Consider the following 13,750-nt stretch of genomic DNA (forward strand, 5'->3'; position numbering starts at 1 on the left):
CTCTCGGTTTTCCCTTAGCATGTCCGTTTGACTGCCGGCTCATCACGGCGACAGAGGAATCGACAATACGTCACCTGCTTTCAACTTGGCCTCCGGACTAATCCCATTGTATCTCGCAATCCGGGAGACCCCTCCGTTGTTTCCATAGTAGAGTCGGGACAGCATGAACAGCGTCTCCCCCTTTTGAACGACGTGGCGCTTTACCTTAGGCTTAGGCGCCGGCTTGGCGGCTTGGACTTTACCGGAAGACGAAGTATGCCCGAAGGAGGCAGGAGTGGTGGCGTTTGTCTGTTCTGTGGCAGGCTTTTCTGACGCCGTTCCCGCGACAGCATTCGCTTTTGTCTGCGCCGATTCATTAGGCAGCGATCCGCTGCTTGGGTTGTTCACGATGGCCGCTGCGTGTCCTCCCTCACCGCCACTGACAGCGGCCGAACCGACGGGGGAAGCAGACGGAGCCGAGCCGTCCGCTTGGGCGATAGCAGACGGCTGTCCGGCTGCGGCTTGCTCCGCTCGTGCTGTCTCATTACCTGGGGGATTCGACGACGTTTGATGGGCCTGGTACAGTTCTGCGGCCACCAGCACGAGAAACAGCGAGCCGAAAATGGCCAGGCCGGAACTGAGAACAGCTTTGTATGAGAGCCGCCCCCTTTTGTGGCGCAACCGCCGCGGAGGCAGTTCGTGCACGTCCGATTCCGGACTCACCCGGAACGTTTCCGGCATCCGTTTGCTTCTGCCCTTTGTCACTCCTGATTCCTCCTCTCGCTTGCACATCCGTATTGAATGTAGAGAGCCAGCAGCAAATCGATCGCCATGTGGGCCAGTATCGGTGTGACGAGCTGCCCGCCCGATTCAAACAGCCAGCCCAAAAGCCAGCTGGTGCCATAGACGCTTGCGACAAGCAGCGGCTTTTGCAGGTACCGGACGTGAACCAGGGTAAAGACCAGACTTGTCCATCCATTGCCGATCAGCGGCAGAAGCACACCGCGAAACAGCCATTCTTCCCCGATTCCGATCACTGCGCACAGCAAAGCGGTGGTCCCAAAAGGCAGACCGCGAAAAATTCGTTCATTAATGTCGCCGTCATCCTGCCATCGTCGCGGCAGATACCGGTCCATCAGGATGCTGGCCAGAACGACCGCAAGCGCGACGGCTCCTGCACGCGCCAGTTCCGGCAGGGTCGGCAGCGCAAACAGCAGCAGGGTACCTTTCCAACCGTGCACCCATAAGCTGCCGATTGCAGCCACCGCCAGCACGATGAACTGGGTCAGCCACAAATTGAGCCTCAGAGCGGCCGGATCGAATTCTTCCCATCGTCGCTTCACGGCCCCTTCCCTCCCTTACGATTCGGCAGCAGCCGGGCCAATGCCTCCCGCAAATTCCAGATCGTTTCTCTCTGAGGCGGACGAGCCAAGTGCGTCTCCTCCAGATAGGGGGACAGCTCCAGGCCGCAGCGGGAGCAGCAAGCCAGCGAATAGGATTGGTCATCCTCACCAAAGTACCGGTTCAACTCGCGGCGCAAACAGCCGCTCCCCTCCAGCCAGCGCAGCATGTCCGACAGCTTTTGCCGCTTTTGCCGCCTGCTCCATTCCGTGGCCTGCCAAACCCGCTGCACGTGGTTTTGGAGCGCTTCACCGTCCGACGGCACATCGGACAAGGTGTAGTGGTACTGTTCGCGCGTGACCGCCACTTCCCTCAACAGGCCGCTCTGTTCAGCGTAAAAGAACAGCAGCCGGGCCATGTCTGCGTCGATCTCCGCCGCGGTGAGCACCTCTGCAGGCAGTGAACCCTCCCTGTTCAGCAGGCGAAGAAAGCGGGCCACCTCTTCTGCAGTCGGGTACTCGTTTTCCAGCATGTGCGCGTGAATGTGCAAATCATCCGCCACGTAATACAGCGCAGCATAACCGGGTGCCCCGTCCCTGCCGATCCGTCCGATTTCCTGGGCGTAGGCTTCCAGGCTGGCGGGAAAGTGGTAGTGAATCACGTAGCGGATGTCGGCCTTGTCGATTCCCATGCCAAATGCGTTGGTCGCCACGATCACTTCCAGCTCTCCGCGCAAAAACTGCGTCTGTACCAGCATCCGTTCCATGCTGTTCATGCCGCCGTGATATGCGTGAACCCGTTTTTTTCCGTCCAACTGGTAAGCGGCGACGAGCGTCTCCACAGCCTGCCGTGTGCTGCAGTAGACAATCCCCGGCCCGCGCAGGCGGTCCATCGCGGCCATCACCTGTTCCCGGCGCTCGGCTTCGCTGGCTGCGGCGATCACGTCGATCGCGATATTGGCTCGATTGAGCGGAAGCGCCACCACGTCCTCCGGTTCAATCTTCAACAAGCGGCATATCTCTTCTCTCACCGCTGTCGTGGCGGTGGCGGTTACAGCCAGTACCGGCGGACCGCCGAGCTTCTCTATCACGTCCGGCAGCCGCAGATAGTCCGTGCGGAAATCATGCCCCCACTGGGAGATGCAGTGGGCTTCGTCGACGGCAACCATCGAAACACCTGCGCTGCGCAGCGTCTCCTGCACGATCGGCTGCTGCAGCTTTTCCGGAGATACATAGAGCAGTTTGCAGGCGCCGCTTCTGATGTCGCGCATGATTTGCCGGGAATCTGCCGGGTCCAGGGTGCTGTTCAGGTAGGCAGCGGGAATTTTCCGCCTGGCGCGAAGCTGCTGCACCTGGTCCACCATCAAGGAAATCAACGGAGAGACCACGACGACCACTCCTGGCAAGAGAAGCGCGGGCAGTTGGTACGTCAGCGACTTTCCGCCGCCGGTCGCCAACAGGCCGAGCACGTTTTTTCCCTGCAGCAGGCGAGAAATAATCTCCTGCTGGCCGGGACGAAACGTTTCATAGCCAAAGTGACGGCGCAGCGCTTGGGTCAGCAGATCACCGTTTATCACGTCGTCGTCCCTCCCTTCCGCCGCGCCAGCGCCAAACGGATTTGCAGATAGGATACGTCTGGCCCCAGGTGGTCCTTCACGACGCGCAGCCGGTTCGTGCCCAACTGTTCACTAGCCTGCACGATCCTCTCCGCCAACGCGGGCGAGAGAAAGCGCGAACAGTCCCACTCCGGGCAGCGCAGGGCGATTTCCGCCAGGTGATCCTCCACCGTGCTGGGTTTGATTCTTCGTCTCTGGGCGATCTCCGCGACCGAGAAGCCTTGTCGCAGGAGCGCGTACGTCTGCTCGGCGCTATCGCTCAGCCGCCGTTCCCCGCTGCCGGACGGACCGGCTAGCTCGGCCAGCAGCGGAAACCGTCCGCTCTCGCTTCGCAGCGCATCCAACGCCCGCGCCAGCCCGTATCGAAATTGCAGCTGTATGTACGAAGGGGCTTCCCGCCTGTCCAGCGCCAGTTGGGTCAAGGTTTGCCCCGATTGGGCCGCACCGGAAAAGCGGGCGACGACCACTTCCTGAACAGAGGCGGGAAGCGGTTCCAGCAGGCGGTACAGCTCGTCCGCCAGATGTTCCTGCCAGCGTTCCCGCTGCTCCGGTCTTCCCAGACGCTGCTTCACCCACTGCTGCACCTGCTTGTCCTGTACGACAGGCTGAAAGGACAAGTCGTTTGCCAGCAGGTGGGAGACGGTCTGGACGAGCAGGTGCAGGCGGCGCCAAAAGAGGTCCAGCGGCTCAGCCACCTCGGTCCCGGCAAACGGCTGGAACCAGAATCCCAGCTGATACCTCTCCCGTCCGGCTGCGGCGCAGGTCTCCCCCGCTTCCGTCAGTTCATAGGACGGCTTGCGTCCTTCCCCCGGCGGGCTCACCAGGCGGATCAATCCCTGCTGCATGAGTGCGTCGACAATTTTCTCCCAATCCTCTTTCAAAAGGCGGGGAATCATCCGATAATACGGATAAAGGGCGAACAAATGCACATCCTGCAGCGTCTGGTTGGTCTTGCGGCCGCGCAGAATGTAATACAGCGCCTGGATGGTCCGTTCTCCCGCCAGCGGACTCAATCCGTTGAGGGTGACAGCCTGCATGAAATCATGCTCCAGTTCGGCTAAGGTAGGACTGCTCATGGGTACTCGATTTTTCACTCCCCACATACTACACACTTACTATCGTACAAAAGGATACTGGAGGATCGTATGAACAAACGTTTAACCAAATCTGAATTTCTCGTTGCGTACATGATCATCATAACACTTGCCTGCTTTGTTGGCGGATTTTTTTTCGGCGCCCGGTACATGAAAGCTGCGATGGAGGAACAGCAAGCGGCAGCTTCCCAGACAGAGAAGCAAATGCTGGAGCAGGAAAAGCTGCTGCGGGAACAAAAACTGTACAGTGAACAGGACTTTATCCGTTTTCATTACGCCGTGTACGCTCCGCTGCTGGAACTGAAGCAAGCCCACTTTGACAAGATGGCAGACTGGAGCCGCATGGACACACAGCAGCGGACCGATTCGCTCAACCAACTGGTGAAGGCAGCCAAAGAGACGATCAAGCAATTGGAGAAACCGGCGGCACTCACCACCGCTCCCCTGCTGAACCAGTCCCAAAGCATCTTCCTGGACAGCGTCCGGGCTTATTTGGATAGTATCGAGCAGTTGCTCTCCGATCAGAATAGTAATATACTCGAACCCGAGGAGATTGCCTCTCGCCTCACGTTGTCCCAGAACAGTTGGCTGAAGGGACAGGAACTGCTCTACCAGGCGCTGGCCTTGTGGGAGTCATCGTATGTCACCAAACAGCCAATGCCGAAAGAAACGCCGAAGACACTCAGCATTGCCCAGTGGAAACAGTACCCGTTTCACTATCGCACATACCTGGCCGCAACCGCGCTGACCCATCACAAACAATGGACGGCGTACAATCCGGAAGATCTGACGGCGCGGCTGGACATGCTGATGTCGTCCAACGAATGGCAGAGCCTCGGACTTCAAGACGTGAATGCAGCCCTCCGGCTGTTAACGACCGCCGACATGGTGAAAGTTGGCGATTTCAAGCAGCTTCAGCTCAAACTGTACCCGGCCGTGAAGACGCCGGAACTTCCCATATTCCGATAGGGGTCTATTTTTAGATGTGATTCATTCTTGAAATCTTTTCATACAACGAATAAAATGAGTTATGACAGTGGACGTACCATCGGGTATGGGAGGTGAAACCACGATGACCACATGGGTAGACAAAGAAACCTGTATTGCTTGCGGTGCTTGTGGCGCTACTGCTCCTGACGTCTTCGATTACGATGACGAGGGTCTGGCTTACAACAAGCTGGATGACAACACAAACACCGCTGAAATCCCGGACATCCTGCAGGACGACGTTCGCGACGCTGCAGAAGGATGCCCGACCGATTCCATTAAGGTGGAAGAATAATTTACCCACAAACAAAAAAACCGCTCATGCCTCTCGAGACATGGGGGGTTTTTTCATTTCTTTCTTTTGCTGCCGGTTCCTGCTATAATGTGGACAGTCCGTACATAATCATCTTTTTGTGAGGAGGAGCAAAGATGTCTTTCGAAAACAAAGTCGTTGACGCGTTTATCGAAATCCCCGCGGGCAGCCAAAACAAATACGAGTATGACAAGGAAGCCGGCGTATTCCGCCTGGACCGCGTCCTCTACTCGCCGATGCACTATCCGACCGAATACGGATACCTGGACAAAACGCTGGCGCTGGACGGCGATCCGCTGGATATCCTCGTGCTGACCACGTTCCCGACCTTCCCGGGCTGCGTGATCAAATCCCGCGTAATCGGTGTGCTGATCATGTCTGACGACAAAGGGCAGGACGAAAAACTGCTCGGCGTTCCGGTGGACGATCCGCGCTTCGACCATGTGAAGTCCCTGGACGACGTGCCGCCGCATGTGCTGAAGGAGATCTCCCACTTCTTCGAGCGCTACAAAGACCTGGAGAACAAAACCACCAAGATCGAGGGTTGGGAAGGCCCCGAAAAGGCAGCAGCCCTGATCGACGAGTGCCTGGCTCGCTACGCCGCCAACAACTGATCGCCTGGAGCCGATCTTCGATGAGCCCTGTGTCTTGCACCGAGACACAGGGCTTTTGCATACATCAGCTCCCGCTGCACGGAAAATCCGAACATTCTAGCTGGAAATTTTCCATTTTTTATAAAACCAATTGGATAACGTTCGGTTTTTAACCCAAAAATACACCTTCCATCAGTGAAAACGCTACTATTTTACGAACAAAAAATCTAATTTATTAAGTAATGTTCTTTTTTTGCTTGACGTCTGCAAACCCTCGTGATATTGTAAATTACAAATCTGAAACAGCTTCAATACTTCAACAACGATGACGAAGAGATGCCTGGCACGGGAAACCCTCAGAGAGCCGATGGTCGCTGCGAATCGGTGGTTCCCACCAAGGATGAGCACTTCCGAGTTGTTGCGCTGAACCGATGTCCCGGGCATCCAGTAGGCGCGAACGGTTGATCCGTTATCTCACAGGTCTCGTACCTGGCAAGGTTCTTCTTTGCGAGAAGAAGAACGAATGAGGGTGGCACCGCGAAGCAAGCCTCTCGTCCCTCACTGTTCCGCGAACAGGAGCAGTGTGGGAACGGGAGGTTTTTTATATGCACTTGTCAAGGAGGAGAGAAATCCATGTTTGCAGACAAAATGATCCTGCGCATACCAGGACCTACCCCCATCCCCCCTCGCGTCCAGCAGGCGATGAACCAGCCGATGATCGGCCATCGCAGCGGACAGTTTTCCGAGCTGTTCGCCCGCACTGCCAAACGGTTGAAGCCGTACTTCGGCACGAGCCAGGACGTGTTCATCCTCGCTGGCAGCGGCACCAGCGCATTGGAGATGAGCGTGGTCAACACGCTGCAGCCGGGCGAAGAGGCGGTGATTCTGGTAAGCGGCGCGTTTGGCGAACGGTTTGCCAAAATCTGCGAACGCTACGGCGTCATTGCCCACCGCCTGGAAGTTCCCTGGGGAAAGGCGGTCACTCCGGATCTGCTTCAGGCGTTTCTGTCTGACAAGCCGCAGGTAAAAGCCGTATTCGCCACTTACTGCGAAACGTCGACCGGCGTGCTCAACCCGATTCGCGAACTGGCACAGGTGGTGCGCCAGCATTCGGACGCCCTGTTCATCGTGGATGCGGTAAGCTGTCTGGGCGCGGTCGCCTGCGAAATGGACGCCTGGGGCGTGGACATCGTCGTAACCGGTTCGCAAAAGGCGTTTATGCTTCCGACCGGATTGGCCTTCCTGGCCGCGAGCGAGCGAGCCTGGCAGGTGATTGATCAGAAGAAGCCGCTGGCCTTTTACCTCGACTTGAAGGCCTACCGCAAAAGCCTGGCCGAAAACACGACGCCTTACACGCCGGCCGTGTCGCTGGTATTCGGTCTGGACGAAGTCTGCTCCATGCTGGAGGAAGAGGGACTGCCGGCCATCATCAAGCGGCATGAACTGATGCGCGACATGACCCGCGCCGCAATGCGCGCGCTGAACGTGCCGCTGATGGCCGAGGACGCCTACGCTTCGCCGACGGTCACCTCGTGCGATCCCCAAGGGGCATTCGACGCAGAGGAGCTGCGAAAAGTACTCCGCACCCGCCACAACGTTGTTATCGCCGGCGGCCAGCAGCACCTCAAGGGCAAGATTTTCCGCATCGGCCACATGGGCTACTGCGAACCGCTCGACGTGCTGCAGGTGATTGCCGCCCTCGAACTGTCGCTCCGTCAAATTGGTGCTCCCGTTGAGCTGGGAGCAGGTGTCAAAGCTGCACAGGAGGTGCTTTTTGCTCATGTATAAAATCCTGATTACCGACCCGCTTAGCGAACACGGCATTCAGCAACTGCTTGACGCCCCCGACGTGGAAGTGGTGCGTCAAACCAACCTCTCCCCCACCGATCTGCTTTCCGTAATCGGGGACTATGACGCCCTGCTCGTCCGCAGTCAGACGCAGGTGACCGCTGAGGTGCTGGCTGCCGGCAAGAAACTGAAAGTGGTCGGCCGCGCCGGCGTGGGCGTGGACAACATCGACATCAACGCGGCCACCGAAGCCGGGGTTGTCGTCATCAACGCTCCCGACGGCAACACGATCTCCACGGCGGAGCACTCCTTCGCCATGCTGATGGCCGTCGCCCGAAACATCCCGCAGGCACACAAAAAACTGACGGATGGAACCTGGGACCGAAAAAGCTTTCAGGGCGTAGAGCTGAACAACAAGGTGCTCGGCATCATCGGCCTGGGCCGGATCGGCACAGAGGTGGCCAAGCGAGCCAAGGCGTTCGGCATGACCGTGCTGGCCTACGATCCGTTCCTGACGGAAGAACGGGCGAAAAAACTGGGCGTCACCCACGCCACGATCGACGACATCTGCCGGCAGGCTGATTTCATCACCGTCCATACTCCGCTGACGAAGGAGACGCGCCATATCATCAGCTCCCGCGAGTTTATGAAGATGAAAGACGGCGTTCGCATCATCAACTGTGCCCGCGGCGGCATTATCGACGAAAAGGCGCTGTATGAAGCCATCTTGACCGGGAAAGTGGCAGGGGCTGCCCTGGACGTGTTTGAAATAGAACCGCCGGTAGACAACCCGCTGATCGGCCTGCCGCAGGTCGTGGTCACTCCCCACCTGGGCGCCTCCACACAGGAAGCACAGGAGAACGTGGCGGTTGACGTATCGGCCGAAATTCTCAAGGTGCTGCGCGGCGAGCCGTTCAAAAACGCGGTCAACCTCCCGTCCATTCCGGCGCACGTGATGGAACGCCTGCAGCCGTACTTTACCCTCGGCGAAAAGCTGGGGAACTTCCTGGCACAGGTGACGGTCGGCTCGATTCAGGAAATTGCGATCACGTACAGCGGCGAACTGGCCGATGTGGACACGGCACCGCTGACAAGAACCGTGCTGAGAGGTGTACTCTCCTTCCGCCTGGGCGAAGAAGTGAACTACGTCAATGCGCCGCTTCTGGCCAAAGTGCGCGACATTACGGTCACGGAGAAAAAATCGGCGCACAATCGTGGTTTTACCAACCTGCTGACGGTCACGTTGAAGACCACACAGCAGACGCGCACCGTCGCCGGTACCCGCCTCAACGGTTACGGAGCGCGGATTGTCAAGATCGACGACTTTGCCATCGACGTGGCTCCGGAAGGGTACCTGCTGTACATCCACCACAACGACCGTCCCGGCGTCATCGGCCGCGTCGGATCGATTCTCGGCAACAACGACGTCAATATTGCCACCATGCAGGTGGGACGGCGTGACATCGGCGGCGACGCGATCATGATGCTCTCTGTCGACAAGCCGGTCTCCGCCGAACTGCTGGACAGCATGGGCGAGCTGCCGGAAGTCAAAAGCGTGACGCAGATCGAACTGTAGGCAGAAATGGTTGCCGCATGGTCTTCTGTACACGGCCTGGTCTCATGCACCAGGCCGTTTCTTTACCTATTGAAATGCTACAGGTATAATAGTACGAGACAAGCCACCACATGAGAGGAGATCGATATGGCAAACCAAGCACTAATCGCCATCGGCATTTTTTTGGTAACGTACGCGTTTATTATCAGTGAAAAGATTCACCGCACCATTGTCGCCATGGCCGGCGGCATCCTGATGGTCCTGTTTGGCATTGTCAATCAGGAGCAAGCAATCGAGCACATTGACTTCAACACACTCGGTCTTTTGATCGGGATGATGATTCTCGTCGCAATTACCGCCAAGACGGGCGTCTTCAAGTACATGGCCATCCGCGCCGCCAAGTTGGCCAAGGGCAATCCCGTGCGCATTCTCATCTACCTGAGTCTCGTCACGGCTGTGACCTCCGCTTTACTCGACAACGTCACCACCGTGTTGTTGATCGTGCCGGTGACTTTCAGCATCGCCCGGCAGCTCCAGGTCAACCCGATGCCCTATTTGATCAGCGAAATTATCTCGTCCAATGTGGGCGGCACGGCTACACTGATCGGGGATCCACCCAACATCATGATTGGAAGCGCTGTCCCGGAATTGGACTTCATGTCGTTCCTGGTCAACCTGGCGCCTGTGGTCGTGGTCATTCTGGCAGCCACGATCGGCTGTCTGGTCCTGATCTACCGCAAGCAGCTCGTCACCTCGCCGGAACTGCAAGCTCAGATCATGACCATGAACGAACGCGCCGAAATCACCGATGTCAAGCTGCTGAAAAAGTCGCTGACCGTGCTGACGCTGACGATTATTGGCTTCATACTGCACGGCGTGCTGCATCTGGAATCGGCAACCATCGCCCTGAGCGGGGCGTTCCTGCTGCTGCTGCTCACTGGTGAACACTACCTGGAAGAGGCGCTAGGCCAGGTGGAGTGGACCACCATCTTTTTCTTTGTCGGCCTGTTCGTCCTCGTTTCCGGGCTGGTTCATACCGGCGTAATCGCCAAACTGGCAGAAGAGGCGATCAATCTGACCGGCGGCAATACGCTGCACACCTCCCTGCTGATTCTCTGGCTGAGCGCGATCGCATCCGCGTTTGTCGACAACATCCCGTTCGTTGCCACGATGATCCCGATGATCAAGGAAATGGGCACACTGGGCATCACCAATCTGGAACCGCTGTGGTGGAGCCTGGCACTGGGCGCATGCCTGGGCGGCAACGGCACGCTGATCGGCGCCAGCGCCAACGTGATCGTGGCCGGGCTGGCTGCGAAGGAAGGCCATCACATCAGCTTTCTGGGTTTTCTGAAAGTAGCGTTTCCTCTGATGATCATGTCCATTATCCTTTCACATGTGTACGTCTATCTGCGTTATTTTGTGCTGTAGGAAACAAACTGCATGGACAGGCAGTACAAAAAACGGCTCCCGCGGGAGCCGTTTTTTATTGGAGAGATCCGGCCTGCCTGTCCCCCATGCCGGGGCGGCGAAACCGGTTGATGCGCTATTCGAGGATGGAGAGAACTTCGCGGACATCGTTCAGAATATAATCCGCCTGTTCGTCTTCAAACTTGCGGCGGGCTTCCTGTCCGGTCAAACCGGTCAGTGTAGCTGCAAAGCGGCAGCCGATGGCGCGGGCCGCCATAAGATCGGCCAGCGAATCGCCGACGATCAGCACCTCGTCGCCGTTGGCAATCGGCAGCGATTGGTCAAGCACTTCGCGATTGGGCGTGGACAGACCCAGCAGCCCTTTCAGATAGGAAAACGGATGCGGCTTGGACAGCGGCGCGCTGGCCGGAATCTCCTCTTCCGCTTCCAACACGTGGCTGGCGGTCACCACCCGTTCCGGATCAAAAAATTCCAGCACCTTCAGTTCGCTGAGCGGAACATGCGTCTCAATAGTAGGACGGCCCGTGCCGATGCCAAGCGTATATCCCTTGTCCTTTAACGTGCGAAACAGCTTTTGCAGTTCCTCCGGGCTGACGATCGGGATTTCGTCGGTCAAAAACCCCTTTTTCCCCGGCTGGTGTGTTTCTCGGCCGATGGACGCAGCCACACGTTCATCGCCCAGATACCATTCCTGGAACGTCTCCTGACACAGCCGCCACAAGTCGCTGTTGCGCGAGAACGCATTGGTCACGACGCCGCAGCGCTCAAATGCAATCTGGTTCAGATAGAGCAGCATTTCCGCTTTCTGCGCGGAGCCTCGCGCAAAATCCTTGGTAAACTTGGCGTATTCAATGGAAAAGTCAGGGACGTACGCCTTTGCCCACTCCGACAGGCGGGCAAGCTGGGCGCGGTTCAGCTGGCCAGCCAGCAGATCGGTGGCCTGCTGACCCAGTGCCGGTTTCAGAGCTTCGCACAGCCGGATCACCTGGTAGGCGAAGGTCAGGAACACCATATCCCAGTTGGAGTTGATGCCGCGCGACTTGATAAAGGAGAGCACTTCATCGTCGGCAAAGACCAGCTTGCGGACGCGCCGAATTTCCGCTTCATCCGGACTGGGCGTGAACGTATCCCCGGCTAGGCCGAGATAGCGCGGGCTGTGGAGCATTTCCCAGACAGTCAGGGCGGATGCATCAAAATAGCGCTCTTCACTCAACATGACACCATCGACGTCAAACAGTATCGTCTTGATCATTTCTCTCCACTCCTATTGTGCTATTTGTTCTTGGGTTTGTCCGGCAAAGCGATGGTAAAGGTCGTGCCTTCTCCTAGTTTGCTCTGCACGCTGATCGTTCCGCCGTGGGCTTCCACCAAATTTTTGGCGATGGCCAATCCCAGTCCGGTGCCGCCCGCCTTGCCCCGCGTCCGTGCCTTGTCTGCCTTGTAAAAGCGCTCAAATACGAACGGCAGATCTTCCTGCGGAATGCCGCTGCCCGTGTCACACACCTCGAGCAGAAGCGTTTTGTCTCCCCGAGCGCGAAGGGTCACCGTCCCCTCGTTGGGGGTGTGGCGCAGCGCATTGTCGATCAGGTTGGTCAACACCTGCTCCATCTTGTCGGGATCGACGAGTGCCGTCGTCTGCTTCGTGTCGATTTCGAGCAGCAGATGAATCTCGCGTTCCTTCGCCAAGTTGGAAAATTTCCGTTGAATGCGCTCCAGGTAGGGGCGCAGTTCGATTTGCTCGAGATTCAATTCGACGTGGCCGGCTTCCATCCTGGCGATGCTCAGGAGTTCGTTGACCAGCTTGGTCATGCGGACCGACTCGTCGTAAATGATCCGGGCCAATTCCTTGTGTTCCTCTGGCGAGGCGGCCATATCGTCGACGATCGCTTCACTGTACCCCTGCAGCATGGACAGCGGCGTGCGCAGTTCGTGTGACACGTTGGCCACAAAGTCGCTGCGCATCTTGTCCAGCTTTCGCTCCCGGGTCATGTCGCGCAGCACGGCCACGGCCCCGCGAATCTGCTCCCGGTCGTTCAGCGGCACCATCACCAGCGACCAGATCCGTCCCTGAACGGGAAGATCCTCGGTTACCTCCCGGCCGCTCTGCACCACCTGCTGGTAAAAGGCAAACAGCGGAACCGGTTCATCCGGGTGCTCGTACTCCCAGTCGCGCAAAAAATGTTTGGCCGGCGGGTTGGCGACGGCGATCTTCCCTTGCTCGTCGATCATCACCACGCCGTCCACCATGCTGCGCAGGACGCTGGCCAACTGCTCCTTTTCCTTGGAAAGGGCATCCACCAGTTGGTTCAACCGGCTGGCCATGGTGTTGAACGAAGCTGCCAGCTCGCCAATCTCGTCCGTCGTCCGGATCGGGATTTCGGCATGAAAATCCCCTTCCGCGATCCGGTGTGCCGTCTCTTTCATCTGCCGCAGCGGAGAAGTGATGCGCGAAGACAGGAAAAAGGCGAAAACCGTGGTTAAGATGAACCCGATGACGCCAACGACGAAAATCAGCTTGCGCACTTCCCGCACCGTATCGTCAAAATCTTCAATCGCCTGGTACATGACAATCGCGCCCCGCATGCCCGGAGAAAGCTCGATCGGAACGGCAACGGCCATAATCTGCATGCGCGCGTTCCGGTCTGTGGGATTATTGGTAAAGAGGATGCGTCCCGGCGCGGGGTGTTTGCCGGCCAGTGCCTCGGACAGCTTCAGCTCTGGTGCGGCAAGAAGTTGTTCCACCGGGACCATTGGCTTTCCAATGCCTTCGCTTTTGCCCACAAGCTTGCCCATTTGATCGACCATCACCAGACCGGTGCGGTGAATGGCGCCAAAACTGGAGGCGATGCCGAGCGCTGCCCGTTTGTCCGGATAGGCAGCCAGGCTTTCGGACAGGCCTTCTGCCAATTCCTGCAGGTTTTTCGTCTGCCGGTTAAAATAAAAGGAGTCAAACGACTGAACCAGCATCAGGCTAAACAGTGTCAGCACCAGGGCAAACAGTGCGATGATGGTCATCCACAGCTTGCCGACTACGCTTTTAAAGATGACGTCCAC

12 protein-coding genes and 1 other annotated feature are annotated in these 13,750 nt (G+C 57.7%); of the genes, 6 read left to right on the forward strand and 6 right to left on the reverse strand.

Annotation, left to right across the window (positions count from 1 at the left end):
* Window positions 1-42 precede the first annotated feature (42 nt).
* Genes Q7F15_RS11150 through Q7F15_RS11165 form a run of 4 tightly spaced genes read right to left on the reverse strand, consistent with a single transcriptional unit; the run spans window position 43 to window position 3,972 of the window.
* Entirely contained in the window at window positions 43-744 is a 702-nt protein-coding gene (locus Q7F15_RS11150; RefSeq protein WP_304414369.1) for a LysM peptidoglycan-binding domain-containing protein, read from the reverse strand.
* On the reverse strand, window positions 741-1,322 hold the full coding sequence (locus Q7F15_RS11155; RefSeq protein ID WP_171565527.1) for a CPBP family intramembrane glutamic endopeptidase: 582 nt from the start codon (window positions 1,320-1,322) through the stop codon (window positions 741-743). The genes Q7F15_RS11150 and Q7F15_RS11155 overlap by 4 nt, the downstream gene beginning before the upstream one ends.
* Window positions 1,319-2,896 (reverse strand): RecQ family ATP-dependent DNA helicase, encoded by a 1,578-nt coding sequence (locus Q7F15_RS11160; RefSeq protein WP_304414370.1) that lies wholly within the window; start codon window positions 2,894-2,896, stop codon window positions 1,319-1,321. Before Q7F15_RS11160 ends, Q7F15_RS11155 begins: the two co-directional genes overlap by 4 nt.
* Complete coding sequence (locus Q7F15_RS11165) at window positions 2,893-3,972, reverse strand: YpbB family protein (protein ID WP_304414371.1); 1,080 nt, start codon at window positions 3,970-3,972, stop codon at window positions 2,893-2,895. Before Q7F15_RS11165 ends, Q7F15_RS11160 begins: the two co-directional genes overlap by 4 nt.
* 108 nt (window positions 3,973-4,080) lie before the next feature.
* On the opposite strand from Q7F15_RS11165, the gene Q7F15_RS11170 reads away from it, so the two are divergent.
* The 6 genes from Q7F15_RS11170 to Q7F15_RS11195 all read left to right on the forward strand — a co-directional run bounded on the left by Q7F15_RS11170 (window position 4,081) and on the right by Q7F15_RS11195 (window position 10,696).
* Window positions 4,081-4,998 carry a hypothetical protein gene (locus Q7F15_RS11170; protein ID WP_304414372.1) on the forward strand — a complete coding sequence of 306 codons (918 nt, stop codon included), beginning with the start codon at window positions 4,081-4,083 and terminating at the stop codon, window positions 4,996-4,998.
* A 103-nt stretch (window positions 4,999-5,101) separates the two neighbouring features.
* Window positions 5,102-5,311 carry a ferredoxin gene (locus Q7F15_RS11175; RefSeq protein WP_171565530.1) on the forward strand — a complete coding sequence of 70 codons (210 nt, stop codon included), beginning with the start codon at window positions 5,102-5,104 and terminating at the stop codon, window positions 5,309-5,311.
* 134 nt (window positions 5,312-5,445) lie between these two features.
* Window positions 5,446-5,943 (forward strand): inorganic diphosphatase, encoded by a 498-nt coding sequence (locus tag Q7F15_RS11180; RefSeq protein ID WP_171565531.1) that lies wholly within the window; start codon window positions 5,446-5,448, stop codon window positions 5,941-5,943.
* A 295-nt stretch (window positions 5,944-6,238) separates the two neighbouring features.
* Window positions 6,239-6,484, forward strand: a binding site (T-box leader).
* Between the two features lie 71 nt (window positions 6,485-6,555).
* A complete protein-coding gene (locus Q7F15_RS11185) occupies window positions 6,556-7,710 on the forward strand; it encodes a pyridoxal-phosphate-dependent aminotransferase family protein (RefSeq protein WP_304414373.1) in 1,155 nt (384 codons plus the stop codon).
* Window positions 7,703-9,286 carry a phosphoglycerate dehydrogenase gene (gene serA, locus Q7F15_RS11190; RefSeq protein WP_171565533.1) on the forward strand — a complete coding sequence of 528 codons (1,584 nt, stop codon included), beginning with the start codon at window positions 7,703-7,705 and terminating at the stop codon, window positions 9,284-9,286. The genes Q7F15_RS11185 and serA overlap by 8 nt, the downstream gene beginning before the upstream one ends.
* A gap of 126 nt (window positions 9,287-9,412) precedes the next feature.
* Entirely contained in the window at window positions 9,413-10,696 is a 1,284-nt protein-coding gene (locus Q7F15_RS11195; protein WP_304414374.1) for an ArsB/NhaD family transporter, read from the forward strand.
* Window positions 10,697-10,811: 115 nt separating this feature from the next.
* Here the strand turns inward: Q7F15_RS11195 and Q7F15_RS11200 are convergent, their stop codons facing one another.
* Window positions 10,812-11,948 carry an HAD family hydrolase gene (locus tag Q7F15_RS11200; RefSeq protein WP_304414375.1) on the reverse strand — a complete coding sequence of 379 codons (1,137 nt, stop codon included), beginning with the start codon at window positions 11,946-11,948 and terminating at the stop codon, window positions 10,812-10,814.
* A gap of 20 nt (window positions 11,949-11,968) precedes the next feature.
* Entirely contained in the window at window positions 11,969-13,750 is a 1,782-nt protein-coding gene (locus tag Q7F15_RS11205) for an ATP-binding protein (RefSeq protein ID WP_171565536.1), read from the reverse strand.

The sequence above is a fragment of the Brevibacillus aydinogluensis genome, from assembly GCF_961514395.1.
Classification (GTDB): Bacteria; Bacillota; Bacilli; order Brevibacillales; family Brevibacillaceae; genus Brevibacillus; species Brevibacillus aydinogluensis.

Excerpts from the sequence above, each read along its gene's own strand:
- Q7F15_RS11165 (WP_304414371.1), bottom strand. The coding sequence starts at position 3,972 with ATGCAGGCTGTCACCCTCAACGGATTGAGTCCGCTGGCGGGAGAACGG.
- Q7F15_RS11170 (WP_304414372.1), top strand. The coding sequence starts at position 4,081 with ATGAACAAACGTTTAACCAAATCTGAATTTCTCGTTGCGTACATGATC.
- Q7F15_RS11175 (WP_171565530.1), top strand. The coding sequence starts at position 5,102 with ATGACCACATGGGTAGACAAAGAAACCTGTATTGCTTGCGGTGCTTGT.
- Q7F15_RS11180 (WP_171565531.1), top strand. The coding sequence starts at position 5,446 with ATGTCTTTCGAAAACAAAGTCGTTGACGCGTTTATCGAAATCCCCGCG.
- Q7F15_RS11185 (WP_304414373.1), top strand. The coding sequence starts at position 6,556 with ATGTTTGCAGACAAAATGATCCTGCGCATACCAGGACCTACCCCCATC.
- serA (WP_171565533.1), top strand. The coding sequence starts at position 7,703 with ATGTATAAAATCCTGATTACCGACCCGCTTAGCGAACACGGCATTCAG.
- Q7F15_RS11195 (WP_304414374.1), top strand. The coding sequence starts at position 9,413 with ATGGCAAACCAAGCACTAATCGCCATCGGCATTTTTTTGGTAACGTAC.
- Q7F15_RS11200 (WP_304414375.1), bottom strand. The coding sequence starts at position 11,948 with ATGATCAAGACGATACTGTTTGACGTCGATGGTGTCATGTTGAGTGAA.